The 22,746-nt window shown below is 42.9% G+C and carries 20 protein-coding genes and 4 tRNA genes; 11 read left to right on the top strand and 13 right to left on the bottom strand.

Features of this window, described 5'->3' with window-relative positions; all coding sequences use genetic code 11:
* Positions 1-189: 189 nt before the first annotated feature.
* Positions 190-2,400 (top strand): molybdopterin oxidoreductase family protein, encoded by a 2,211-nt coding sequence (locus JMW90_RS11155; protein ID WP_201564204.1) that lies wholly within the window; start codon positions 190-192, stop codon positions 2,398-2,400.
* Positions 2,401-2,444: 44 nt separating this feature from the next.
* On the opposite strand, the gene JMW90_RS11150 is transcribed toward JMW90_RS11155, so the two are convergent.
* On the bottom strand, positions 2,445-3,788 hold the full coding sequence (locus tag JMW90_RS11150; protein WP_201564202.1) for a D-amino acid dehydrogenase: 1,344 nt from the start codon (positions 3,786-3,788) through the stop codon (positions 2,445-2,447).
* A 55-nt stretch (positions 3,789-3,843) separates the two neighbouring features.
* Positions 3,844-4,611, bottom strand: coding sequence for a CAF17-like 4Fe-4S cluster assembly/insertion protein YgfZ (ygfZ, locus tag JMW90_RS11145; RefSeq protein WP_201564200.1), 768 nt, complete (start codon positions 4,609-4,611; stop codon positions 3,844-3,846).
* 323 nt (positions 4,612-4,934) lie between these two features.
* Between ygfZ and JMW90_RS11140 the strand changes: the two genes are divergently transcribed.
* Both JMW90_RS11140 and hemL read left to right on the top strand, forming a co-directional pair.
* Positions 4,935-5,288 (top strand): zinc ribbon domain-containing protein YjdM, encoded by a 354-nt coding sequence (locus tag JMW90_RS11140; RefSeq protein ID WP_276529659.1) that lies wholly within the window; start codon positions 4,935-4,937, stop codon positions 5,286-5,288.
* A 98-nt stretch (positions 5,289-5,386) separates the two neighbouring features.
* Positions 5,387-6,688 carry a glutamate-1-semialdehyde 2,1-aminomutase gene (hemL, locus tag JMW90_RS11135; protein ID WP_201564198.1) on the top strand — a complete coding sequence of 434 codons (1,302 nt, stop codon included), beginning with the start codon at positions 5,387-5,389 and terminating at the stop codon, positions 6,686-6,688.
* A gap of 86 nt (positions 6,689-6,774) precedes the next feature.
* On the opposite strand, the gene JMW90_RS11130 is transcribed toward hemL, so the two are convergent.
* A complete protein-coding gene (locus JMW90_RS11130; RefSeq protein ID WP_201564196.1) occupies positions 6,775-7,170 on the bottom strand; it encodes an Mpo1-like protein in 396 nt (131 codons plus the stop codon).
* A 412-nt stretch (positions 7,171-7,582) separates the two neighbouring features.
* Between JMW90_RS11130 and ppx the strand changes: the two genes are divergently transcribed.
* The 3 genes from ppx to tilS all read left to right on the top strand — a co-directional run bounded on the left by ppx (position 7,583) and on the right by tilS (position 12,091).
* Positions 7,583-9,109, top strand: a complete 1,527-nt coding sequence (gene ppx, locus JMW90_RS11125; RefSeq protein ID WP_201564194.1) for an exopolyphosphatase — start codon at positions 7,583-7,585, stop codon at positions 9,107-9,109.
* 117 nt (positions 9,110-9,226) lie between these two features.
* The gene (locus JMW90_RS11120) at positions 9,227-10,141 is read left to right on the top strand and encodes an acetyl-CoA carboxylase carboxyltransferase subunit alpha (RefSeq protein WP_227691947.1); all 915 of its coding nucleotides are present in this window, start codon (positions 9,227-9,229) and stop codon (positions 10,139-10,141) included.
* 357 nt (positions 10,142-10,498) lie between these two features.
* A complete protein-coding gene (tilS, locus tag JMW90_RS11115) occupies positions 10,499-12,091 on the top strand; it encodes a tRNA lysidine(34) synthetase TilS (RefSeq protein ID WP_201564192.1) in 1,593 nt (530 codons plus the stop codon).
* 10 nt (positions 12,092-12,101) lie between these two features.
* On the opposite strand, the gene JMW90_RS11110 is transcribed toward tilS, so the two are convergent.
* Positions 12,102-12,623 carry a GNAT family N-acetyltransferase gene (locus JMW90_RS11110; protein ID WP_201564190.1) on the bottom strand — a complete coding sequence of 174 codons (522 nt, stop codon included), beginning with the start codon at positions 12,621-12,623 and terminating at the stop codon, positions 12,102-12,104.
* A 210-nt stretch (positions 12,624-12,833) separates the two neighbouring features.
* Here JMW90_RS11110 and proC point away from each other — a divergent pair, with 210 nt between their 5' ends.
* Positions 12,834-13,667 (top strand): pyrroline-5-carboxylate reductase, encoded by an 834-nt coding sequence (proC, locus tag JMW90_RS11105; RefSeq protein ID WP_201564188.1) that lies wholly within the window; start codon positions 12,834-12,836, stop codon positions 13,665-13,667.
* Positions 13,668-13,787: 120 nt separating this feature from the next.
* Positions 13,788-14,357, top strand: coding sequence for a YggT family protein (locus tag JMW90_RS11100; RefSeq protein ID WP_201564186.1), 570 nt, complete (start codon positions 13,788-13,790; stop codon positions 14,355-14,357).
* Between the two features lie 102 nt (positions 14,358-14,459).
* On the opposite strand, the gene JMW90_RS11095 is transcribed toward JMW90_RS11100, so the two are convergent.
* Positions 14,460-15,254 carry a hydroxymethylpyrimidine/phosphomethylpyrimidine kinase gene (locus JMW90_RS11095; protein WP_201564184.1) on the bottom strand — a complete coding sequence of 265 codons (795 nt, stop codon included), beginning with the start codon at positions 15,252-15,254 and terminating at the stop codon, positions 14,460-14,462.
* Positions 15,255-15,500: 246 nt separating this feature from the next.
* Between JMW90_RS11095 and JMW90_RS11090 the strand changes: the two genes are divergently transcribed.
* The 3 genes from JMW90_RS11090 (at position 15,501) to JMW90_RS11080 (ending at position 16,713) form a co-directional block, all read left to right on the top strand.
* Positions 15,501-15,590 (top strand) — tRNA-Ser (locus JMW90_RS11090).
* A 184-nt stretch (positions 15,591-15,774) separates the two neighbouring features.
* Positions 15,775-15,851: transfer RNA gene (locus JMW90_RS11085), tRNA-Arg, on the top strand.
* A gap of 184 nt (positions 15,852-16,035) precedes the next feature.
* Complete coding sequence (locus JMW90_RS11080) at positions 16,036-16,713, top strand: RDD family protein (protein ID WP_201564182.1); 678 nt, start codon at positions 16,036-16,038, stop codon at positions 16,711-16,713.
* 459 nt (positions 16,714-17,172) lie between these two features.
* Here JMW90_RS11080 and panD read toward each other — a convergent pair whose 3' ends face one another.
* The 8 genes from panD to ispE all read right to left on the bottom strand — a co-directional run bounded on the left by panD (position 17,173) and on the right by ispE (position 22,690).
* Positions 17,173-17,553 carry an aspartate 1-decarboxylase gene (gene panD, locus JMW90_RS11075; RefSeq protein WP_011279481.1) on the bottom strand — a complete coding sequence of 127 codons (381 nt, stop codon included), beginning with the start codon at positions 17,551-17,553 and terminating at the stop codon, positions 17,173-17,175.
* Positions 17,554-17,652: 99 nt separating this feature from the next.
* Complete coding sequence (pth, locus tag JMW90_RS11070; protein ID WP_201564180.1) at positions 17,653-18,234, bottom strand: aminoacyl-tRNA hydrolase; 582 nt, start codon at positions 18,232-18,234, stop codon at positions 17,653-17,655.
* A 194-nt stretch (positions 18,235-18,428) separates the two neighbouring features.
* Entirely contained in the window at positions 18,429-19,115 is a 687-nt protein-coding gene (locus JMW90_RS11065) for a 50S ribosomal protein L25/general stress protein Ctc (RefSeq protein WP_201564178.1), read from the bottom strand.
* Positions 19,116-19,446: 331 nt separating this feature from the next.
* Entirely contained in the window at positions 19,447-20,394 is a 948-nt protein-coding gene (locus tag JMW90_RS11060; RefSeq protein WP_011512558.1) for a ribose-phosphate pyrophosphokinase, read from the bottom strand.
* Positions 20,395-20,504: 110 nt separating this feature from the next.
* Positions 20,505-20,580: transfer RNA gene (locus JMW90_RS11055), tRNA-Gln, on the bottom strand.
* Positions 20,581-20,819: 239 nt separating this feature from the next.
* Positions 20,820-20,895: transfer RNA gene (locus tag JMW90_RS11050), tRNA-Gln, on the bottom strand.
* Between the two features lie 172 nt (positions 20,896-21,067).
* Positions 21,068-21,646, bottom strand: a complete 579-nt coding sequence (locus JMW90_RS11045) for a hypothetical protein (RefSeq protein ID WP_201564176.1) — start codon at positions 21,644-21,646, stop codon at positions 21,068-21,070.
* A 90-nt stretch (positions 21,647-21,736) separates the two neighbouring features.
* The gene (gene ispE, locus JMW90_RS11040) at positions 21,737-22,690 is read right to left on the bottom strand and encodes a 4-(cytidine 5'-diphospho)-2-C-methyl-D-erythritol kinase (RefSeq protein ID WP_201564174.1); all 954 of its coding nucleotides are present in this window, start codon (positions 22,688-22,690) and stop codon (positions 21,737-21,739) included.
* Positions 22,691-22,746: the final 56 nt, after the last annotated feature.

The following is a 22,746-nucleotide window of genomic DNA, read 5'->3' as shown; positions in this document are numbered from 1 at the left end:
ATGTAATCGTCAGGACGTTTTGTCAGCGAGGTACGTAACTAAGGTGCGTAACCACAGTGCATACATTTGACTAGGAGTTATAGTATTAGAAAGATATAGTAGAGAATAGACTATCAGCAAATAAAGTTTTAAGCAGAAGTTTATCGCTGATTTATTGAGAAGGACAATATAATAATAGGGAGCGTGACCGTGGCTACTGAACAAACAAAATCCAAAGAGCAGACGCATTTTAGAACCTGCAATCTGTGTGAAGCAATGTGTGGTATTGAGATAAAGCACGATGGCAAAAAGGTTTTATCCATTAAAGGGGATAAAAACGATCCATTTTCCAAAGGTTATATTTGCCCAAAAGCGACCGCCTTACAGGATTTGCATGAGGATACTGACCGCCTGCGTCATCCTGTTGAAAGAACGGCGCAAGGCTGGAAAGAAATCAGCTGGACTGAAGCGCTAGATAAAGTCGCTGTGGGTATTGCAGCGGTGCAAAAGCAATATGGCAAAAATGCCTTTGGTGTATATTTAGGCAATCCTAACGTACACAATCTGGGCGGTATGCTGACGATCAAGCATTTATTAGGCAGTCTTAAAACGCGCAGTCGCTTCTCTGCTACTTCAGTCGATCAATTACCGCACCATATCGTTAGCATGCATTTATTCGGGCATATGCTGCGTATTCCTGTGCCTGATGTCAACCGTACTCAGTATATGCTCATCATCGGTGGCAATCCGCTAGCGTCTAACGGTAGTATCATGACGGCACCAAACATGCGCCAAAAGCTAAAGGATATTAAATCACGTGGTGGCAAAGTCGTCGTCATCGATCCAAGGCGTACTGAAACCGCCGACATCGCAAGCGAGCATCACTTTATTCGTCCAGCGACTGATGTATTGTTATTATTAGCGATGCTCAATGAGATTTATTTGCAAGGCTATGCCGATAAAGCAAGCATCAATAATAGAGCAGCGGCGCTTGCGCCAGAAATAGAGCGACTGGCAGATTTTGCCAAAGACTATAGTGCAGAGTCAGTTGCCGCTATTACTGGTATAGCCGCAATCGACATCAAGCGACTGGTCACAGAATTTTGTGAAGCAAAAAGCTCGGTTTGCTATGGTCGTATGGGTATATCTGTGCAGGAGTTCGGTTTATTAAGCCAGTATTTGTCTATGGTTATTAATATCGTGACGGGACGATTGGACGAAGTAGGCGGTTTGATGTTCCCGAATGCTGCAGTCGATGTGGTAAATAACTCTGGTCCCGGGTATCTGGGTAAGCGTCATAGTCGTGTCAGCAAGCTACCTGACTTTAATGGCGAATATCCGGTGGTTGCCATGAGTGATGAGATGTTGGTTACAGGTAAAGGTCAATTAAAAGGCTTTATGACAGTAGCGGGTAATCCTGTTTTAAGTACACCCAATGGCGAAAAATTAGATCAAGCTTTTGAACAGTTAGATTTTATGGTCGCCATTGATTATTTTGTCAATGAAACCAGTCGCCATGCCAACATTATTTTGCCACCAGTCTCACCGTTAGAGCGCGACCATTACGACGTTACCTTTAATAATTTTGCCGTACATAACGTCGCTAAATATTCAAAAGCGTTGTTTCGTAAAAATAAGCACGCCAAGCATGACTGGCAAATTTATCTAGAGCTGGCAAAACGCTTGGATAAAAAAGCGTCTTTAGCAACCAAAGCTGAACGGCTATTGATAAGGCGAATAGGACCGAAATTCGTACTCGATCAGGGATTACGGCGTGGACCTTATGCTGGCATGACATTGAATAAGCTCAAGAAAAATGCTCATGGTCTTGATTTAGGACCGCTTAAAACCATGCTGCCGCAAGCGTTAAAGCATAAAGATAAGCAGATTCATCTTAATGTCGATTTTTATCAAGCGGATCTTACCCGCGTGCAAGCGATGATGCAAGATTATGATGACAGCGAGATCTTATTGATAGGTCGTCGTCATGTCCGCAGTAATAATTCGTGGTTGCATAATAGCTATCGCTTGGTCAAAGGCAAGCCGCGCTGCACCCTGATGCTACATCCTGAGACGGCTGAGCTATATGGTATTCAAGATGGTCAAGATGTCAAAGTCACCTCGCGCGTCGGTAGCGTGATTGTTGCAGCAGAAATCACTGATGAGTTGATGGCGGGGGTAGTGAGTATTCCGCATGGCTTCGGTCACGGCCGTAAAGGCGTGAAGCAAAAAATCGCTCAAGCGCATGCAGGCATCAGTTTGAATGATCTGACGGATGATGCGCTAATCGATCAGTTGAGTGGCAATGCTGCTGTGAATGGCGTCCCTGTGCAATTAGAGGCTATGCACGCAGAAGCTGCTGAGTCAGACAGTTGGGATTCTTCTTCACATTTAAAAGCCGAGTCGGGTAGTGCGGCATAAAATACTTCTAGAATAAAATTCTTTCATGTAAATAAAAAAGGCGCTTATATCAGCGCCTTTTTTGGCATTTCTACACCAATAAAGTCAAAATCAACCTCAGGTATCTCGCCTTGTATCAATAAACTAATCGCTTTAGCTGAACCACAAGCATGCGTCCAGCCAAGCGTACCATGACCAGTATTGAGCCATAAATTATCAAAAGTCGCTTGCACATTGTGACTACCATGTCGGACTTGACCCATATGCGCGCGTCCTATTAGTGGGACATTTGAGGGTGTCATTGGTCGCAAGCCTGTCCAATATTGTACGGAGTTGGCAATGATGCCTCTGGGAAATAATTGCTGCACGCGGCGAGTGATGGCCTCACAGCGTATGGTATTCAAATCTAAGTTGTAGCCATTAAATTCTGCCGTTCCAGCCACTCGTAACTTATCACCAAGACGCGATGTAACCAGCTTAAACTCATCATCAATCAAGCTGACAAAGGGGGCTAGATGCGGCGCACGGGGATTGATTTGATAAGTGGCCGAGTAGCCTTTGGCAGGGAAAATAGGCAGATGCATATTAAGGGGTTTCATCAAAGCGACGCTATAACTACCAAGCGCCAATACATGGCTGTCTGCACTAAAGGTTTGTGCGTTTTCACCTTTTGGTCGAATGGTAATACTATGTACGTGCGGCTGAGTAGAGTCCCCATCCGTATTGATGGCTAAAATCTCAGTATCGTATAAAAACTGCACACCAGCCTTTATACAGTGCTCAGCTAAACGCTGAGTAAATAGATGGGCATTACCCGATTCATCACGACTGGTATACGTTGCGCCTTTAAGCTTGTGGGCAATGGGGTAAAGTGCTGGCTCGAGACTGACAGCATTATTGATGTCAATCACATAGCGCTCGCAGCCAAGCGCTTGCATACGCTCCGTTGGGGCAATGGCGGCATCAAACTCCGCTTGCTTGGTATAAAAATGCATAATACCGCGCGTTTGCTGCTCATAATTAATATCAATATCAGCACGCAGCTGCTGCAAAGCATCTCGTGAATACAATCCCAAACGTACCATTTGCACCAAATTTGCATCAGCCCGATCTGCCCGGCACTCTTGCAGAAATTGCATTGCCCATTTAAGTTGCGCCTTATCCGCACGCAAGCGGTAGAGCAGCGGTGCATCCTCGCGAAACAACCATTTAAGCGCTTTGATCGGTGCAGTAGGATTTGCCCAAGGGGTGGCATGCGAGACAGATATCTGTCCACCATTGGCAAATGAGGTCTGCATACCTGCAGCAGACTCACGCTCAATCACGGTCACATCATAGCCTGCCTGGCGAAGATACCATGCGGTGGTTACGCCCACCACGCCTGCCCCGAGTACCGCAATATGGGTCATAGATTACTCTGCTGCGATGAATAAAAATAGATGAGAGCGTGCTTAACGGTTGGTATTACTTTGGACGAGCAACATCTGCTTGTAGCGCTGGCGGCAAATCCAATATGCTCAGACCACTTTCAGCCAACTGCTCTGGACGAGCGACGACCAATGCTTCAAAGCCTTCATGAGTGGCAATCGCATTCACGATCTGTACCTTATCCAGTTTTTCACCAACGCTAGGGGTTGTACCTGTGCCTTTTGCACTTGTTCCTTTTACATAGTGCAAAAATGCCTTTGGTGCAGATTTAAAGTAAATACGGGCGATGACTTCTTGACCGAGATAACAACCTTTATCATAGTCCATGCCGCCGCGCTGATGCAGACGCAGCTCTTGCGGTTGGAATTCGCCTTGCGTTGCCGCTACTATCCAATAATTACCAGTTGCGATACTAGACTGCATCCACGCTTGGGTATTCTCTGAGGTATTGTGGTCGTCCTGATGGCTAAAAGTCGGCACATTATCAATAACACACGAATAAATCGGCGTTGGGGCACTGGTATCAAACTTTGAAAAGGCACCGAACTTTTTTAAATGTCCTTGGAACGCTTCAGCGCAGTCTGTACTGATAACCACGTCAAAATGCTTTTCAGCCTGTTTTTTAATCCAAATACCGAATTCTATGCGACCTTTTAAATTACCGATGGCTGCGGCTTGATAGCTGAGTCCGAGCTTGGTGACGTCACAAGTTAATTGTCCTTGTAAAAATTTTTCGGCATCCTCGCCTTGGATAGACAATTGGGAAAACTGCGGCAATGTCGCCGCATTGATAGATTGAGTCATTGTTATTGTCCTTCTAATGAGAGGTTTTTTATAACGTACTAAATGTTAAAAGTGAATGTTAAAAGTGAAGGTTAAGAATAAGTGTCAAAAAATGATAGCTCAGATGTTTATCACAAGATAAATAACTATAAAATCAGATGAGGCTAAGAAGAGTACCACAAAAAACACTGCCATAAAAAACGTCATTCTTTAAGATGGTTATCCAAGTATTAAATTGGGCACAGCCAGCGGTTTTCAAGCGCACAAATTGGTTAAAGAGTGCGAGTTACGGTACAATATCAGCTCTAGAATAAACCTAATGTATGATGGCTGCCGAGGGAATTATGAGCTTACCCAATTGTCCGAAATGTGATGCTGAATATACGTATGAAGATGGCGCGCTGCTGGTATGTCCCATCTGCGCTCATGAATGGACAGCAGCAGAAACCGATGCAGCACAAGCTCAAGATCAAAACGCGGTCATTCGCGATGCTGTTGGTAATGAGCTGCAAGACGGCGATACCGTCACCGTGATTAAAGATTTAAAAGTCAAAGGCTCTTCAATCATCATCAAAGTAGGAACGAAAGCAAAAAGTATTCGCCTATTGCCAGACGCCACCGATGGTCATGATATCGATTGTAAGCTTGATGGCTATGGTCCGATGAAACTTAAATCATCTGTCGTTAAAAAGGCTTAAGCTACACATTTATTATAAATGAAACAATACAAATTACTAAATAGACAATCATTGAATAGACAATCACTACATAAAAAACGATTAAGTAGAGACTAATTATGAGTACCAAAAACGAACAACTATTCGCCCAAGCCCGTAAACATATTCCCGGTGGCGTCAACTCTCCAGTCCGTGCTTTTACAGGCGTCGGTGGCACGCCAATCTTTATGCACCGCGCTAATGGCAGTAAGATTTATGATACCGAAGACAACGCTTATATCGACTATGTTGGCTCTTGGGGTCCAATGATTTTGGGTCATGCCCATCCAAAAGTCATTGATGCGGTCAAAAAAGCCGCTGATGACGGTCTAAGCTTTGGTACGCCAACGCCATTTGAAACCACTGTTGCCGATAAAATTTGCGAAATCGTCCCGAGTGTTGAGATGATCCGTATGACCAGCTCAGGTACGGAAGCGACGATGAGTGCGATTCGTCTGGCACGTGGTTATACTCAGCGTGACAAAATTGTCAAGTTTGAAGGCTGCTACCATGGGCATTCAGACAGCCTACTCGTAAAAGCAGGCTCAGGCATGCTTGATATTGGCGAACCAACGTCAAAGGGCGTGCCAGCAGATTTTGCTAAGCATACTATTACGCTTCCTTATAACAATCCGCAAGCGATTAAAGACTGCTTTGAGAAATGGGGTGAAGAGATTGCTTGCGTTATCTTGGAGCCAATTGCTGGTAACATGAACATGGTGATTCCAAGCCAAGCATTCCATGATACCTTGCGTGCAGAATGTACTGCCAATAACTCGGTATTGATTTTTGATGAAGTCATGACGGGTTTTCGTGTTGGACTTGGCGGGGCGCAAGCGCATTTTGGTATCGACCCTGATTTGACGTGCTTTGGTAAAATCATCGGTGCAGGCTTACCAGTGGGTGCTTTTGGTGGCAAAAAGGATGTCATGTCTTGTATCGCGCCACTTGGCGGCGTCTATCAAGCCGGTACCTTATCCGGTAATCCACTAGCAATGCGTGCTGGTATCGCCATGTTTGAAGACTTAACGGCAGAGGGGTTTTATGATGAGCTCGCCGTGAAGGTTGACCGTCTGGTTGATGGTTTCCAAGCGGTTGCTGACAAACATGGTATCAATCTACGTACCAATAAACTTGGCGGTATGTTTGGGATGTTCTTCGTAAAGGACAGCGATACGGCAGTACCGCAAAATTTCGATGAGGTGACTGAGTGCGATATGGAGATGTTTAATATCTTTTTCCACGGTATGCTTGATCGCGGTATTTATCTGGCACCCTCTGCTTATGAAGCAGGCTTTATGTCTATCAAGCATAGCGATGAAGATATTGATACCTCTATCAAAGCGGCTGACGAGATATTCGCCCAAATGGCAAAAGCGTAACACAACAGTTTTAGGCGTTTAAAAAAACCAGCACAGTAACAAGATTACTGGGCTGGTTTTTTTATGAATAATAAAGGCAACTGCCTTTATCGCACTTTATCAAATTTACGATTTCTCAAACTTAAATGACCGCGCAGTACGTCAGCGTACATACGAAAATCACTGGCGAAGCTTTTTAAGGGCGATTTAAAAGAAGCCGGTTTGTTTTTTTCAAAGAAAAAATGTCCAACCCAAGCGCAAGCGTATCCTGCGGCAATACCTTTAAGTAAGGGTTTTGCTGAGCGATTCTTAACAGATTTTGCCAGACCTATTAACCCAAAGCTACTGCCTGCAAAATGCAGCCGACGGCAGGCCATATTTTGATGTTCATCAAGATAAAAATCATAAAATGACGGTTTGGCTGAGTGGTCTATTTTTATCAGCTTATTTTGGCTGATTTTTTCGGCAGATACTGCTTTGGTTTGCGTAGAGGTGTTATTCATCGATAGGGCTTCCTTGCAGGTTATGTCTCATCTATCCGTGATGAGGCTTTATAGCAGAATGAAATAGCTTGATACCATAAAGCTCATGGGTAATTACTTATTCTTTACTATAATATAGACAATAGCGACGGTAGCAAGCTGATATTGAACAAATAAGCGCTAAGGGCAAACGATATTTTTAGTGTAAAGAATATGCCAGCTGTTTTTAGTCGCTGTTTAGCGGTTGTTGCTGCTTACTTGCCAGAGTTTGGCATAAATGTTTTAATAGCAAAACTTGCTATTATTTGCCTGATTATTATCGTTTTTATATAGTGTAGTCCTGATTTCAACCCAAGGTATTTTCTATCTTAAAAGCCTAAACCCTTTTAATCATTTCAATCATTTTTTATCTGACACGGTAACGACCTCGCTTATGCCCAAAAACAACCTAAAAAACTCACCACTTGCTGAAGATGAATTGATGGCAGCCATTGATATTGGTTCTAACAGTTTTCATTTAGCCATTGCTCGCCTTGATCATGGTGAAGTGCGAAAAGTGGTGTCTATGTCTGAAAAGGTTCAGTTAGCAGCAGGACTCGATGAGCATAATATTTTGGGCGAAGCAGCAGAGCAGCGTGGTCTAGATTGTCTTAGCCGCTTTGTGGCACGTCTAGATTCGGTGCCTCCTGAGCGTATTCGTATTGTCGCGACCAACGCTTTACGCCAAGCCAAGAACGCCAATGATTTTATCAGCCGTGCCAATAAAATCTTACCCAAGCCCATCGAGATTATTGCAGGACGAGAAGAGGCGCGTTTGATTTATCTAGGTGTTTCGCATACCAATGGCAGTAGTGACAAGCGTTTGGTCATTGATATTGGTGGCGGCTCAACAGAGTTTATTATTGGTCAAGAGTTTGATCCATTATTGACCGAGAGCTTGCAGATGGGCTGTGTTGCCTTTACGCAAAAATATTTTGCTGATGGACAAATTACCAAGGAAGCCTTTAATAACGCCATGTCGGCTGCGCGCAAAGAAGTGCTGGCAATTAATGGGCGCTACCAAAAAATGGGCTGGAGCAGTGCCATTGGATCGAGTGGTACGATTAAAGCGGTGCGTAATGTTTTGGTTTCAAAAGGCTGGGCAGATGAACAAGAACGTATCACTTATAATGGGGTCAAAAAGTTAGAGAAATTACTGCTTAAAATTGGCAACGTCGATGACATTGATTTAGAGGGCGTAAAAGAGCACCGTAAAGCGGTATTCCCAGCAGGCGTTGCGGTATTACGGGCAGTCATGCAGGTGCTGGGTGTTGACACCATTACTTATTCGGATGGCGCGCTACGCGAAGGCGTCATGTATGACATGCTCGGACGCTTTGCTAGTGAAGACGTACGTGACCGCAGTGTGCTGGCACTGATTAAGCGCTATTCAGGCGATAAAAAACAGGCTGAGCAAGTGGTAAAAACCAGTCGTCACCTTTTTGAGCAAGTACAAGAAAAACTTGGCCTCAGTACGGAAGATGGCGATTTACTCAGGCGAGCGGCATTCTTACATGAGATAGGGTTGGCGATTGCCCACAGTAGCTATCATAAACACAGTGCGTATTTGATGGAGTATTCTGACATTCCAGGATTTTCACAAGTAGACCAAAAGCGTATGGCACAGCTGATGCTGAATCATCGACGTAAGCTAAAAGCGGATATGTTGGAGCAGGCGTGTGCGATTGGCGACGATCAGCTTGTTTATCTCTGCCTGCTGCTCCGTTTGGCGGTACTGGCACATCACAGTCGTAGTGATTACGAGTTACCAACATTAGAATTAAAAGTAGAGGATGACAATCATTGGCAAATCATGGTTGGTGATAGCAGCGAGCACTATGCTTTCTTATTGTCTGACTTGCAAACTGAAATAGAGCAATTTGCCAAATGGGACGTCAAGCTAAGCGTTATTGAGATTTAGTTTTTTATCAGTTAAGACGCTTGACTTGTTGGTTAAATAATTTGGTTAGAAATAACGTAACAAAAGCGGTGTTGTCGGTAATGTTATGGCATATAAGATGTGCTATGATAGCTTTTATTGAGTTTACAACTGTACTTTCATTATCCTAAAACCGATAACGATGTTACTATTAAATATAACCATATTGAACATAAGTCTATTAATTATAAATATGAAAGGGAAGCGTCTATGAGTACCGTCTGGGATAGCGTTCAGCTTGCACGGCATGCCAAACGTCCATTGTTTATGGACTATGTAAATCAGCTGTTTACCGAATTTGATGAATTGCATGGCGACCGCGCTTTTGCTGATGACAAGGCTATCCTTGGTGGACTTGCGCGCCTAAACGGTATGCCGGTGATGGTCGTGGGTCAACACCGTGGTCGCAGCACACGTGAGCGTATTGAGCATAACTTTGGTATGGCAAACCCTGAAGGCTATCGAAAGATTATTCGTTTGGTCAAAATGGCTGAGCGCTTTAATATTCCTGTTATGACCTTTGTCGATACCCAAGGCGCCTATCCGGGTATTGGCGCGGAAGAGCGTGGGCAGGCGCAAGCCATTGCCGAAAGCATCGCTGTGTTTTCAAGCCTCAAAGTGCCTATCATCGTCACCATTATTGGTGAAGGCGGCTCAGGTGGCGCATTGGCGATCGGTGTTGGCGATAAGGTAAATATGCTACAAAATAGTATTTATTCAGTCATCTCTCCTGAAGGCTGTGCTTCTATCCTATGGAAAACGGCTGAAAAAGCGCAAGATGCCAGTGAAGCCTTAAAATTAAATGCCATCAATTTGTATCAAATGGGCTTGATTGATGCGGTCATCGACGAAGGTGAAGGTGCTCATATTCAGCCACAGCCAGTGATGACGGCATTAAAAGCATTACTTGTTGAGCAATTGGATGAGCTGAAAGACTTAGATACCCATACACGTTGTGAGCTACGTTATGAGAAATTTAAATCGTTTAACTCGGAAGTCATGTTGCCTTGCTAATATGTTCTATCGCTAATATGTTCTATCGCTAATATGTTCTATCGCTAGTATGTCCCATCGCTAGTAGGTTGCATCGCTAAATAGTTGACAATCAGCTTTTAGCACTAGAGGCTTACGCTTAATGTTAAAATACAAACGTGTCATTTTATGGCGCGTTTTTTTGTGTCAATTTATTCATAGGACAATGAATTTATATATAGTCAGAGAAAAGTAATATCGATACATCAAGTACTGCTGATATTAATTTTTCTTGCTTGCTGTGCCTATGCAGACAGAGGCTGCAAAAAATTTATACCAGCAGCACTGTAGCGTTTTTGAGATATTTTAACTATACCAACTAATTAGCTAAGGTCAATGATGAGCAACAGTGCAATCCTACCATATCCTATTGAGCCAATAGCTGAAATGCCGATTGACGATAATTTGGCAGAGGCATTATTGACAAGTATGTCTGAGTATAGCGAGCAATTACAAGGTCGGCGAGTTTGGCTGGCGTGTAGTGGTGGGCGTGATTCGTTGGCACTGGCAGCGCTATGTGTGCAATTATACTGGCAAGGTAAGTTGCCGTTTCTACCGCAACTATTGCATGTCAACCATGGCTTGCAAGCGGATAGCGGTATTTGGGCTGCGCATGTTGCTAATTGGGCAAAGGCTCAAAAGATACCCTGCACTATCTTACAGGCGCAAGTAAATGGTCATGATGAGCAAGCCGCACGGCAAGCGCGTTATGATGTGATGCGTGCGCAACTCAATCAAGATGATGTATTACTATTAGCCCATCATGCCGATGACCAAGCTGAAACGGTGTTGATGCGCCTGATTCAAGGCGCAGGCGCTAATGGTCTGTCAGGTATGCAGCCGTGGCGTGTACAAACGCAGGATGCGCATCGCATCATATTATGGCGACCTTGGCTTACGATACAGCGCGCCGATATCAACGCCTATGCGCAGCGTTTAAAGCTACCCTATATCGATGATCCCACCAATGACGGCGGTGATAACGTGCGTAGTGGACTGCGCCGTGACATCATGCCAGTATTAGCAAAATACAATCCCAACGTTATTGATAATATTGCTCGTAGCGCGATTTTGCTCAGTGATGCGCAATTAACGGTTAAGGCACAAGCGGCAGAGGATTTACAGCAGACAGAGGTAATATCATTACAGCTACCACCTGCACAGCGTGTGCTAAACATAGATAAGCTGCAACAGTTACCGCTTTATCGCCAGCGCCAATTATTACATCATTGGCTTGGTCAAGATGAGCCATTACCGCCTGCTAAGCAGCTTGTCGATGATGTATTGAGCTTAAGCCAGCGTCATGATCATGATCATCAAACGGAACTGTTTTGGCAAGGTCGACAGCAATCCTATACTATTCGTCGTTATCGTCAGCAGCTTTATCGGCTTAGTAATGACTGGCTCAAATGGTTAGAGTCGCCGCTTGCCGAACAGACGCAGAGCTTGTTGATTCATACTGAGTCTAATCTTATTGGGGCAGATGTTCATGCAACTGGAAGACAACCCGTTCCAATTAATTTACGCAATGATGATAAATTCACTTGGCAATTACAGATTCTGCCAAATGAAGTAATGCGACTATTAGAAAGCAATAAAGATAAGGTTGAGATCACTTTTGCGCCATTAGATCGCAGCACGCGTATTCAAACCGCACTAGCAACACGACCGCAATCGGGCAAAAAGCTCTATCAAACCTTAAGTATTCCATCATGGATGCGTGAGAGTTTGGTAGTCGTTAGCATAGTTCTCGTCAATAAGAAAAGCGTTGAAGATGGGATTCTGGACAATGAGCACCCAATAGTTTGTCCGATTTTATTATTATCCCCTTTTTATAGCTGGGTGTTAGCTTCTGATCAGTTGTTAGCGAGCAATCCTCATTATATAGAAAGTGCTATTAGCAGCTGTTTGACCGTACCTAGCTCGTTTTGATATTTGTTACTCAAAGCCTTGAGTAGGGTAGATCTTCATTTTTTTTGATCATTTTGATATCTACTATTTGTGTATCTTTATAATCTTCTTCACTTTTTTCACCATTACAGACAAAGCCAAATTTTTTATAAAAATGAATAGCAGACACGTTATTTTCTAGTACCCATAAATAAAAATGTGCAGTGGTTTGAGATGCGAGTATGGCTTGTAATGAGATGTTCATCAATTCGGTGCCTATACCTCGCCCATGATATTCTGATAAAACATAGAGAGTTGTAATTTCATAGGTATTATTTTTAGTAAAATATCCAATAAATCCTAGGCTCTTATGATTAGCATCATAGGCTATCCAAATGATGACATCCGGATGAGTGATCACTTCCTGCCACATTTTTGTTTTTTCAATAAGATTGTTTTTATTGTTGATATAAGACTTAGGTAGCAGATTCAAGTAGGCGTCATGCCAACTTTTGCAATGGATATGAGCAATATCCGCAAAATCTTTTGAATGAGCTTTACGAACGCAAAACATATTTTTCCCCTGTACCACTATACATAAACGACTTTTTAATCTAACAGGTAAGCGGTGCGATATTCGATGTTAATTTAGTATCTCAATTAAACGGTAGCACTATTAGTTAGCGTTTGAATTTCCTGAACAGCGCCAGTAGCAGTATGGTAAACTGAGTGTCATTTTACCTATCATTATGTTAGTTTGAATACCTTTGAATAGGAGACATGTATGTCAGTATTAGATAATAAGAAAATCAGCTTTATCGGTGGCGGAAATATGGCACAGGCTTTGATTAGCGGGCTTGTCAGCTGCGGTGTCAAACCGAATTTAATTACTGTTGCTGATCCTAGTAGTGAGGCGCGTGAGCAATTATCTGCTAAAGGATTGAACACGGTTGATCCAACTGCTGATGCAAAAGCTGCCGTTATCGATGCTGACATTGTGGTGTTGGCGGTCAAACCGCAAGTGATGAAAGCTGTGGTCAGTAGCTTTGCGGATGCCTTAGACAATCAGCTGGTGATTTCAGTGGCAGCAGGTTTGTCAACTGAGCTTCTATCTGACATGTTGGGTGGCTATGACAATATCGTCCGCGCGATGCCAAATACACCGGCGATGATTCAAATGGGTGCAACGGGTCTGTACGGCACTGATGATATTTCTGCTGAGCAAAAACAATTGGCAACTGCGGTCATGGAAGCATCAGGGCTAGTCATGTGGGTCGAGGACGAAGCACACATGCATGCAGTCACCGCCGTGTCAGGGTCAGCGCCCGCTTATATGTTCTATATCATCGAAGCGATGGTTGATGGGGCAGTTGCCTTAGGATTGGATAAAGAACAAGCCTCAGCGCTTGCCATGCAAACCATGTTAGGTGCGGCAAAAATGGCCATGGGCAGCGAAGATGCGCCAAGCGAGCTACGCCGTAAAGTGACCTCACCAAATGGCACCACTCAAGCTGCGATTGAATCAATGCAAGCCAATAACATTGATCGTCAAATTGGTGAAGCCATGCAAGCGTGCTACGATCGCAGCCAAGCCTTGAGTGAAGAGATGAGTAAGTAATCATCTTTATAGTAGAGGTAGTATTTTTAAAATGCTGCCTCTGACTGGTAATAATAAATGCCTGATAATGACATTCGTCATCCTAAAACCTGTTAATAATGTCACATTGAGTAGCGCTTCATGAACAACATGTTATTGCAAATTTTTGATTTGGTCACCACCTTCGCCATGATGTTGGTATTTATCCGTTTCATGCTACAGTTTGCAGGGATGGATGCCAGTAATCCTATGATTGCGCCTGCTTATAAAGCGACCCATATTGTCGATGTCTTTGGACGTATTTTTCCAACCGTCGGACAAGGTCGTATCAGTATTGCTGCTATTGTACTGATGTTTTTGATTCGCCTGATTGATATCGCAGGAAAAGCAGCATTAACGCATAAGGGTATTGCGCCAGTGCCATTGTTTTTTACCGGTACTATCAGCTTGGTTTTAGACTTTTTACGCATGTGCCGCTACTTGGTGATTGGTTCTATCATTGTTAGTTGGATTGTGGTTTTTACTAGATCTGAGCATCCGCTTATCGGTATTATTGTTAATTTAGCAGAACCTATTTTGGCACCGTTTCGCCGTATTACGCCAAACTTAGGGATGATTGACTTATCACCGATGATTGCCTTTTTTGCCTTCTATTTACTCGAAATCTTTATTGGTGGTTTGGCATCAAGCTTTATGCCGATGTTGGGTTAAGCCAGTTAAGTTAAAAAGATTTTCGGGATAATAAAATTTCAAATAAAAAAGGCGCTCTATACAAGATAGAGCGCCTTTTTTATCTTTGTCGTTTATATAAAGCTAAAAGCGGACAAAGCGATTGGGTATCAATTGCGCTTTTGCATTATCAGGGTGCGGCGCATCAGCGGCACGCAGCGTTTGGATAATCCAGCTATCAGCAGCCTTTACCGAATCGATAAGCGCATCACCCATCGCCAAGCGTCCAGCGATAAAGCTTGCCAATGAGCAGCCAGAGCCATGAAATTCACCATCTAAACGCGGCAAGGTGCTTTGATGCACCATTTGTCCTTCTATATACAGATACTGCTCGATATCACCGCTATCAAAATCGTGTGAGGTTTTGACCAATACAGCATGAGTACCTTGTGCGCATAATTTTTGCGCACCTGTATGCAAATCTTGCTCAGCGCTTAAGGCGCGTAGCTCATGAGTGTTGGGTGTGAGTAAAGTAGCATAAGGTAAAAGCTGTCTAAACGCAGTGACCAGTGTCTGCTCATCGCCTAAGCTACCACCGCTATTGGCAACCAATACCGGATCTAAAACAAAAGGTGTCCCAGCAGCAATAACCTGCTGTGCAAATAATCGGGTTAGCATAGCAATATTGTCAGTCGTGCCGAGCATGCCTGACTTGATAACGGCGACCGGTAAATCATCGAGCACTGCTACCGCTTGATCGTTGGCCAAACTTGCTGCACATGCTTCAAAGCCAAATACCTGTTGCGAGCTTTGTACGGTAATTGCGGTACAGGCGATGGCAGCATGAGCCCCTGCTTGCCCGATGGCTTCAATATCCGCTTGCAATCCTGCCCCGCCGGAGGGGTCTAACCCCGAAAAGCACAATACGACTGGTCGCATAACATATCCTTTGATATTTTTTATAATAAGTAGCAAATACTATAGCCATCTGCTACCGAAAAAGCCATAAAGACCGATAAATTACTAATTATGCAAAAAGCCTCATTAAAAGCGCAGACAATGCTTGCAATTCGTTTTGGCTTTGCTATAATACTCGCCCACGGCATAAGACGTATCGTTAGCATCGATACTATGTTTAAAGAGGTGTTTTAGTAAAAATACTTTGATAAGTGTCTTAAATCGTTAGGTGAAGTGGGTGAGTGGCTGAAACCAGTTCCCTGCTAAGGAACCATACGTGTAAGCGTATCGAGGGTTCGAATCCCTCCTTCACCGCCATTATATTCGGTTTATTAGTAGAGTTATAATGCAATTTGACGTTGTTGAACGCCGTTGATCATTAAAATAAAAACATTATATTTTAATGATTAAAATGGGTTGACATAGGCAATATAATCTATATAATTACCAACCTAATTTACTACAAAGTTATTTACCGCGTAGTAAATGATGTGTAAAGTAAGCGCTTGTAGCTCAGTTGGATAGAGCACTTGGCTACGAACTAAGGGGTCGGGAGTTCGAATCTCTCCAAGCGCACCATTTACATCATCGATTTTTTACTAAATCAATCGCCTGTCTTACGACAATTTGGCGGTTTTTTTATGTCTGTGATTTTTGTTTTGAGCCTTCCTTGTGGGACTTAATATCTTAGGATAGTGTACGCTAACTGCCGCAATTACGGTACAATAGAGCCATTATTCACTGCTTGCTATGAGCTGGTACCATGTCAAAGAGTTTCTCTAAACACCCGTCTAAATCTGCTGCTAACGCAAAATCACCATCAAACTCAGCATCCAAACTATCAGCGCATCAAAACTTTGAGAGTGAAGAGCCAACGATTGCTAAGCCTATGGCCCGTGTCGTGGCAATTCTCTATGATGGTATGTTGATCTTAGCATTGCTATTTTTGGTAGGGACGTTGCTGACAGTGATTGGCACACTACTTACGATGGATACAGGTAGCGATTCATCACAAGCTCAGTCGCTGCCGACTTGGTATCAGAACTTTATTATGACGCCGTCATTTATACTAACGCTAGTAGGCTTCTACGGGCTGTTTTGGCGCCGTGGTGGTCAGACACTAGGGATGCAAACATGGCGTCTGAAAACGGTCAATAATACCGGTCATTTGCTGACATGGGGACAATCCTTTAAGCGTATTTTTGCAGCGTCTTTGATGCCATTAATATTTGGTATTATTGGCAGCTTAATCGGTGGCTCACGCGCTATATTATTGACCAGTGCGTTTTTGGGGCTGATATTTAATTATGCATTCTGCTTATTTAATCGTCGCGGCTTAGCAGTGCAGGATATAATATCGAATACCATTACTCTAAAAATGCCAAAAGTCGAACATGAAGGCTTGTGGCGTGGTTTTAGAAATCGTAAAAAGAATCGCTAACTGAATAACAAGCTTTCTGCGTTAGTAATAACGCATACGGTAAACAGTAAAAATTTATTCTAATATAGTCAAAATACTCTAAAAACGCTACGGTACTGCGGGTACAAATTTTTTGCAGCCTCTGTCTGCATGGGCACAGCAAGCAAGAAAAATTGATACCAGCAGTACATCATGTGTCGATATTACTTTTCACTGACTATAATACTTTCCTCAACACATAAAAAAGCTGAATCCTATTTGGATTCAGCTTTTTTATTCACTAATAATCACTATACGATAAAATAAAGGCTGGTAAATACCGCGATATAGTCATTCCAACATAAAACGATACAGTTGGACAGCGATGAATTTTTTGCAACCTCTGTCGGCGTCGGCACAGCAAGCTAGAAAAACCTATCCCTGTCTTGCGTCATAAAATAACGTATCTATTTTATTCGGTATCGGATATAGATGTGGCGATTAAGCGACTTGCACAGGGATAATATTCGCAGTGTCTTTAACCGTGTTGTCTTCGTTGCAATAGACCAGTCTTGGCTGATATGTTGACGCTTCGACTTCGTCAAAATGCGCGTAAGCACAGATGATAACGATGTCACCTAAATCTGCCATATGAGCCGCTGCACCGTTTAAGGAGATAATACCAGAGCCCGCTTCAGCGCGGATAGCGTAGGTGCGAAAGCGTTTACCATTGGTGACATTATAGATGTCGATAGATTCGTTTTCACGCAGACCGGCAAGATCTAATAAATCACCGTCAATACCGCATGAGCCTTCGTAGTGTAGCTCAGCATGAGTAACACGGGCGCGATGTAATTTGCACTTGAGCATATTAAGTAGCATAGGTTGCTTCCTTAGTGTAACGGATATAAATGAGTCAAATCAAAACGTTAATGGGGATACACGTATTGAAATAAAAGGCTATTATAATAGAAACAGCATTTATTCAGGTAATTTAAAGCCATTAATTTGCGAACGTGCTTTTTCGACATCACCTTTTAATAATAATGGTAGAGCTTCAAAAGCGGCCGACAAAGCACTATCAATGGCAATTTGCTCATCTGGTGCGGCTTTTGAGAGGACATGTCCGCTAACTTTAGACTTATGACCCGGATGACCAATACCCACACGCAGACGATGAAAGTCGTTGCCAATATGCGGGGTAATGTCACGCAGACCATTATGACCACCATGACCACCGTCAGTTTTAAGTTTGATGCTACCAGCGGGAATATCAAGCTCATCATGAGCGATTAACAGCTCGTCATTGTCAATGCCATAAAATTTAACCATGGGCACGATCGACTGACCGGATTTATTCATAAAAGTCAGCGGCATTAATAGACGCACATCATGCCCGTAAATTTGCCCACGTCCTGTGACACCGTGGAATTTTTTGTCGGGGGCGAGGGCAATATTAAACTGCTGAGCCAAATGGTGGACAAACCAGAATCCTGCATTATGGCGCGTGAACATATACTCCTGACCCGGATTACCAAGACCGACAATAAGCTTTATGGTCATAAAAACACCCTGCTTGACTATAATAAATGAGTGGTAAGGTCTGTGATAATGGAGCTATTCATTGAACAGCAGGCATCTAATTTCTCAAACCTTACTTACAAAAACAGCAGGAGATATTCATCACCTGCTATTTTTTAAACAAACAAACCTTGTATTACATAGCAGACGATAGGTCGCTACATCGAGGTTGTATATTATTCGTCGTCTTCGTTGTTATCAGTACTTTGCTCAGTAGCAGGTACGTCAGAAGCATCAACTTCGTCAACTTCAACAACTTCGTCAACTTCTTCAACCGTTGGTGGCTGCATATTTACGATCGTACGATCGTGTGCATCTTCTGTGTCAAGATCAAAGATGATAACGCCTTCAGGCAGTTTGATGTCTGATAAACGGAACAAATCGCCAATTTCCATACCAGATACATCTATTTCTAGATACTCAGGTAACTGTGAAGGTAAGCAGACGATTTGGATGTCAGAAACTAGCGTTGATAGAATACCACCTGCTTTCGTACCAGGCGCTTCTTCACGACCAGAGAAATGTATAGGAATATTCATATTGATTTTCTGACCTTTCACAATGCGCTGGAAGTCAGCATGCATTGGGAAACCTTTAGCAGGATGGCGTTGCAAGGCTTTGATAACGACTTGATGCTCATCGCCTTTATCGGTCGTGATGGTCAAAATTTGTGAAAAGAAGGCTTCGAATTCAAGTGATTTTACTAGCTCATTGATTTTGATTGAGATAGTCGTTGGCTCTTCACCACCACCATAAATGATAGCAGGAACTAAATTCTGCTTACGTAGGCGGCGGCTCGCACCTTTACCTTGTTGTTCAGCAGAGCGGTCAACCGCGTTGATTGCAAAATGATCAATAGCCATGGATATAATCCTATAGAGAGTATGTGAAGTATCTACCAGTAATAATAGACTTGCGACCAGTCTAGCACTGGATAATCAATACTTTAGAATGTACCAATCATGTCGCTAAGTATAAAAATACCTAAAAATGATAGGTGTTAACTAATGACGAATACAGGCGCGCATTATACGTGATTCTGTAGCAATAATAAAGACCTACGTAAAATAGTCATATAAAACGACCGTGCAAAAAACAGTGCAAAAATAGTAAGTAAAACCATCAAACAAAAAAAAGCGCCAAGTATCTAAACTTGGCGCTTTTTTTAATCTACCATAACGCTTAAGCGTCAAACTAGGCATCAAACATTGCGCTGATAGACTCTTCGTTATTAATACGGCGTAAGCTTTCAGCAAGCATTGGCGCGATGCTTACTTGACGAATTTTGCTACAAGCTTTGGCAGCATCAGACAATGGAATCGTATCAGTAACCACAATCTCATCCAGTTCCGATTCACTTATGTTCTTAAGCGCATTACCAGATAACACAGGGTGAGTGATATAAGCCACTACGCGGCGTGCACCGTTTGCCTTGAGTGCTTCGGCAGCTTTACATAGCGTGCCTGCTGTATCGACCATATCATCAACGATAACGCAATCACGGTCACGAACATCACCGATGATGTGCATCACTTGTGATTCATTGGCGCGAGCACGACGTTTGTCAATAATCGCCATGTCGGTATCGCCCAACTGCTTAGCCATCGCGCGGGCACGTACAACGCCGCCGACATCAGGAGAGACAACCATGATGTTGTCATAATCTTGTTTTTGTAGATCGTTCAATAGCACAGGTGTGCCGTAGATGTTATCTACTGGAATGTCAAAGAAACCCTGAATCTGATCTGAGTGCAAATCAACGGTCATCACACGATCAATACTAACGATGTTCAACATATCAGCGACGACTTTAGCAGAGATAGGCACACGAGCTGAACGAGGACGACGGTCTTGACGGGCATAACCAAAATACGGCATGACAGCCGTGATACGACCCGCACTAGAGCGACGCAAGGCGTCCGCCATCATCATAATTTCCATCAAATTGTCGTTGGTTGGTGCACAAGTAGGCTGCATGATAAACACGTCTTTACCGCGCACGTGTTCTTTGATTTCTACGGCAATTTCGCCATCAGAAAAACGCGTGATATCAGCTTTACCAAGAGGTATATGGAGATGATCGGCTACGGTTTTTGCTAATTCAGGGTGGGCATTACCCGTAAAAATCGCCAAATAAGGCATGACAGAAGTCCTATTGATTGACTCAAGCAGCGACCGCTAAGCAGTGTCAAACTGCTCAAATTAAGAAAAGAGTGGTGGAAAGTATTGATGACTACTATTACAGTAAAAAATGGTAGGGGTAGCTGGACTCGAACCAACGGATGTCAGGATCAAAACCTGATGCCTTACCAACTTGGCTATACCCCTGTAATGTCTAGGCTGTGGACGTCGATATCCAATCACAACTTTTATTAACAGTCATTATTAGAATAGCGTCACGACCTGTTCATTATCTTATAAACGGATAAACCGTCTACAACATAACGTTTCCCTAACGGTGTTCATTGCGAACTATACCGAAACTGGGATAACATTGTCAATGTCAATAAGCGGCCATCTAAAAACTGCTTATAATAAGTACACATCAAATGCTTTGCGCTTAAAAATGGTAGGGGTAGCTGGACTCGAACCAACGGATGTCAGGATCAAAACCTGATGCCTTACCAACTTGGCTATACCCCTATTGAGGCGACCTATTATAAATAAATATTCAGCTTTTGCAAGTCATTTGCGCCTTTTAATGGCTTTTATTCCAAACTAAATAAATTAGTGTGGACAGTATAACTAAGATGCTAGTGAACACAGACTTCTTATTAACCTTTAAAAGTACAAGTAAATGCGCTAATAACGTTATTTAAACAAGAGGATCAACCACTCTACCGCTCATCAATACCGCAGGTTCTGTTAAACAAGCGGTATTCTCTGGCTCATCAATAACAGTATCGCCTTTTCGTAAATAATAACCTGTTATATGCTCTTTAATGACACCACTAGTGATGACTTCTTCACCGAGTTTAACTTTGGTTCCATTTAAGGAAATAGTTTGTTCATTTTCAAAAAGAATGGCTCTGTCTGGATAAAAAATAGGGCTAAGATATTCATTATTATTTTTGACAAAGTATAAACAGTTATTTTTGATGACATATTTGCCTTTATAGACAAAGTTAATCTCGCGCATTGAAAGAGCAGCAGCATAAGTAAAAAGTTCAGCAGGCGAGCTGGCTGTAGAATCCTGCTGAGAAGCAGTATTCTTTTGAACATTATCTTTTACTTTTATATCTGGCTGCTGTGACAAAACTATATTATCAGGCAAGTGATTAGCGTTAGATTCATCATGAGATCTAGATAACGATGTACACCCAGTCAACACTGATGACAAGCAAACAAAAGATGTGACTACTATTACACTCTTACTTATATGTGAATGGTTCATATCGATACCCAATTATTTTAAGACTTATAATGTGTTTTTATGTCTAAAAGACGCACTCGACTAATGGTTTTATTTACCATGTAGCTAATCTCACAAATTCCCTACCACATACCCTGCACAAGGCGCATCGGTAATCCATTTTTCCAAAAGCGCTTTATCAATCGTAACACTTGCATCTAATGGCAAAAACACCGCGCTACCAGAGCCCGTCATACGCGCTGTGCCGAGTGCTTGTTGCTCTAATCCTTGTAAATAACGTAATGCTTCATCGACGGCAGGAGCAAGGCTGGTGACTACTGGCGTAAAGACATTATGATAAGGCGTGTTTAAATGTTGTGCATAATCATTAGAATGGTTTTTAATGGTTTCAATCGATAGCGGGGCGATATCTCGCTGTAGTTTCGGATGCGCAAAAAGCTTAGCAGTATTGACATGAGCATCAGGCGTCAATACTAAATACTGCTGGTCGGGCAACTCAATAGCGGTTAATTGCTCACCAATACCCATGGCAATCGCATCTTGCCCAAAAATAAATATCGGTACATCCGCGCCGCTGGTAGCCCCGATGTTTATCAGCTCATTTTGAGTAAAACTAAGCTGCCAAATCTCATTAAGTGTAATCAATGTGGTTGCGGCATTGGAAGAGCCACCGCCCAATCCTGCCCCCATGGGTAAGCGTTTATCTAAAGTCACTTTTACTTGTGGCAATTGCTCAGGCAGCTTATTTGAGCCTATGGCAGCTGCCAGTAGGGTACTAGCCGCTTTAAAGATCAAGTTGTCCTCTATGCTGGCAGTTATGGCTTCTGTACCAGCCAACGTTAGCAGTTGACCACACAGGCTATTAACATCTTCTGAGCGGTCAATAGTCGTTACTGCTTTATCTGATATCGAAAAATGCAGATAATCACCCCAGTTGAGCAGACGAAACACAGTTTGCAGATTATGATAACCATCAGCGCGCCTACCAGTAATATGCAAAAATAAATTGATTTTAGCCGGTGATAAGCGAGTGATAACCGATGCAGTAGTCGCGTTTTTAGTCATAAATGATGGTCACAATTCTTAAGTACAATTCTCAAACGCAGACAGCCATTTTTATT

The sequence above is a fragment of the Psychrobacter glacincola genome (assembly GCF_904846215.1).
GTDB lineage: Bacteria > Pseudomonadota > Gammaproteobacteria > Pseudomonadales > Moraxellaceae > Psychrobacter > Psychrobacter glacincola.
This window is presented reverse-complemented; position numbering and strand designations above follow the sequence as displayed.

What these genes read in the sequence shown, in the direction of transcription:
- JMW90_RS11150 (WP_201564202.1), bottom strand. Translation starts at nt 3,788, where the DNA reads ATGACCCATATTGCGGTACTCGGGGCAGGCGTGGTGGGCGTAACCACC.
- ygfZ (WP_201564200.1), bottom strand. Translation starts at nt 4,611, where the DNA reads ATGACTCAATCTATCAATGCGGCGACATTGCCGCAGTTTTCCCAATTG.
- JMW90_RS11140 (WP_276529659.1), top strand. Translation starts at nt 4,935, where the DNA reads ATGAGCTTACCCAATTGTCCGAAATGTGATGCTGAATATACGTATGAA.
- hemL (WP_201564198.1), top strand. Translation starts at nt 5,387, where the DNA reads ATGAGTACCAAAAACGAACAACTATTCGCCCAAGCCCGTAAACATATT.
- JMW90_RS11130 (WP_201564196.1), bottom strand. Translation starts at nt 7,170, where the DNA reads ATGAATAACACCTCTACGCAAACCAAAGCAGTATCTGCCGAAAAAATC.
- ppx (WP_201564194.1), top strand. Translation starts at nt 7,583, where the DNA reads ATGCCCAAAAACAACCTAAAAAACTCACCACTTGCTGAAGATGAATTG.
- tilS (WP_201564192.1), top strand. Translation starts at nt 10,499, where the DNA reads ATGAGCAACAGTGCAATCCTACCATATCCTATTGAGCCAATAGCTGAA.
- JMW90_RS11110 (WP_201564190.1), bottom strand. Translation starts at nt 12,623, where the DNA reads ATGTTTTGCGTTCGTAAAGCTCATTCAAAAGATTTTGCGGATATTGCT.
- proC (WP_201564188.1), top strand. Translation starts at nt 12,834, where the DNA reads ATGTCAGTATTAGATAATAAGAAAATCAGCTTTATCGGTGGCGGAAAT.
- JMW90_RS11100 (WP_201564186.1), top strand. Translation starts at nt 13,788, where the DNA reads ATGAACAACATGTTATTGCAAATTTTTGATTTGGTCACCACCTTCGCC.
- JMW90_RS11095 (WP_201564184.1), bottom strand. Translation starts at nt 15,254, where the DNA reads ATGCGACCAGTCGTATTGTGCTTTTCGGGGTTAGACCCCTCCGGCGGG.
- JMW90_RS11080 (WP_201564182.1), top strand. Translation starts at nt 16,036, where the DNA reads ATGTCAAAGAGTTTCTCTAAACACCCGTCTAAATCTGCTGCTAACGCA.
- panD (WP_011279481.1), bottom strand. Translation starts at nt 17,553, where the DNA reads ATGCTACTTAATATGCTCAAGTGCAAATTACATCGCGCCCGTGTTACT.
- pth (WP_201564180.1), bottom strand. Translation starts at nt 18,234, where the DNA reads ATGACCATAAAGCTTATTGTCGGTCTTGGTAATCCGGGTCAGGAGTAT.
- JMW90_RS11065 (WP_201564178.1), bottom strand. Translation starts at nt 19,115, where the DNA reads ATGGCTATTGATCATTTTGCAATCAACGCGGTTGACCGCTCTGCTGAA.
- JMW90_RS11060 (WP_011512558.1), bottom strand. Translation starts at nt 20,394, where the DNA reads ATGCCTTATTTGGCGATTTTTACGGGTAATGCCCACCCTGAATTAGCA.
- JMW90_RS11045 (WP_201564176.1), bottom strand. Translation starts at nt 21,646, where the DNA reads ATGAACCATTCACATATAAGTAAGAGTGTAATAGTAGTCACATCTTTT.
- ispE (WP_201564174.1), bottom strand. Translation starts at nt 22,690, where the DNA reads ATGACTAAAAACGCGACTACTGCATCGGTTATCACTCGCTTATCACCG.